Origin of the sequence: Escherichia sp. XD33 (assembly GCF_019375075.1) — a bacterium.
Classification (GTDB): domain Bacteria; phylum Pseudomonadota; class Gammaproteobacteria; order Enterobacterales; family Enterobacteriaceae; genus Enterobacter; species Enterobacter flexneri_A.
In genome coordinates, this window is sequence record NZ_JAENDM010000166.1 from 1 (window position 1) to 1,667 (window position 1,667).

The 1,667-nt window shown below is 48.1% G+C and carries 2 protein-coding genes and 1 pseudogene; all 3 read right to left on the minus strand.

What is annotated here, in order from left to right; genetic code table 11:
* Positions 1–643: pseudogene (locus tag K0778_RS25875) on the minus strand (RHS element protein); the annotation flags it as partial.
* 30 nt (positions 644–673) lie between these two features.
* Positions 674–1,000, minus strand: coding sequence for a protein YbfB (gene ybfB / locus K0778_RS25880; RefSeq protein ID WP_000873944.1), 327 nt, complete (start codon positions 998–1,000; stop codon positions 674–676).
* Positions 1,000–1,667 (minus strand): RHS repeat domain-containing protein (locus K0778_RS25885; protein WP_052773475.1); only part of this gene is annotated, 668 nt, incomplete at its 5' end. The genes ybfB and K0778_RS25885, both read right to left, overlap by 1 nt.

Consider the following 1,667-nt stretch of genomic DNA (forward strand, 5'->3'; position numbering starts at 1 on the left):
CCAGGATTTCACTTTCCAGCCGGTCGAGCATCTGCACCAGCACCGGCGGGAACACCACACTGCCACCGTCTTCGCCGCCGGACTGCTGAAGCGCATCCGCCAGGCTGCGGCGCTGCGTTCTGGCCAGTTCACCGGTGGCAGTTTCAACTCTGATGAGTGGTGTGAAGCTCCCCGGCTGATAAATCGTCTGGATGCGGCTCCTGTCGTTCTGTATCGTGGTCAGCCGGTCGCCGTCCCAGCCGTACCAGGTCACTTGCGGTTTCCGTGACAGCGACATCCAGCCCGTCAGGTCCCGTTCACGTCGCCATACCCGTTTTGCCACCCTGCGGCCCAGCGGGTCGTAAAGATAGCGACTTTCGACCAGCGGCTCTGCATATTGTGTCCGCGTGTAGTGCACCAGCCGGTGCTGACTGTCGTAATGGTACCGGTGGGTGCGCTCATCATCCGTACGGATACCCCCTTCCGGGATGAGGTCGGTTTTCTCCGTCAGCCTGCCGTAACGGTCATACCGGTAAAGATAGTGCGCGTCACGGGCGATACGGTTATCCGGCCACATGCTGAGGGTGCTGTCCGGGTGCAGCTCCGGGTCGGGCAGGCGGTTACCTGCCGGGTCTGTGGCATACGGGATATCAATGCCCAGGTTACATATAATAATAAGAGCAATTAACTTAATTTATTTGTTTATAATGCGCTTACTTAATACAAACCATTGAATATACCCTCCTGACAGAAAATAAAGCCATATTATTATCGCCATAATATACTTACTATCAATCCTTACGCCAATAATGTCTGATACAGTCCCTATAAATATTAGAGCAATAAAGAATACTATGCCTGTTGGAAAACATATTACCATCATTCCATAAGACATGAGACTAATTAACTCGCTCACATCACGAGTGGAGTCTAATAGTGAAAGTCTATGCATGGAAAAGAATAGTATTAAAAGCGATAAAGCCAGCCATATAGCTCTGAATAAAAAAATAATATATTTCATTACATCACTCCGGTGAATACAAATCTAATAAAACGTCCAATGTTATTTCCGGAGCACTTCATCTTACATGTTTCTAAAGAATCATTAGACCAGTCTTGGCAGTTTTTAAATAGCCCTAAATTTATAGGTGTGAATATATCAGGCAATACAGAATAACGCGGCCTTACCTCTTTAAACTTCCCTTTTAAACAGTTCTCCACACAACTATTATCGGTTTCAACGAGGTCACAACGGCCAGCAGCTTCTTTTGTATCATTACTTGCTTTACCTGGCCCCCATAGACCATCTCCTTTTGATTCTCCCCGTTGGTCTTGGCCACCACAAGTATAGTCCCCTTTACCATCTGGGACACAAAGATATTGATGATAGAACGGATTCCCCCATATATCTGGACCGCTTCTTTCACCAGTTCCGCCCATTGAATGCAGTGGCTTAATGCATTTTAGTGTTTCTAATCCTAATGGATCTATATTTGAGATCGGATTCAACGGATACTGATAAAAATTCCATCCCCCCTTCAGCCCAATCGGATCCTGAGTGATATACCGCCCCTGCAGCGGGTCATAATAGCGGTGGCGGTTGTAATACAGGCCGGACTCCTCATCATACTGCTGCCCCGGCAGCCGGATAAGCTGCTGCAGCTGATGCGGGTTCTCTTCATTCAGCA

What these genes read in the sequence shown, in the direction of transcription:
- ybfB (WP_000873944.1), bottom strand. Translation starts at nt 1,000, where the DNA reads ATGAAATATATTATTTTTTTATTCAGAGCTATATGGCTGGCTTTATCG.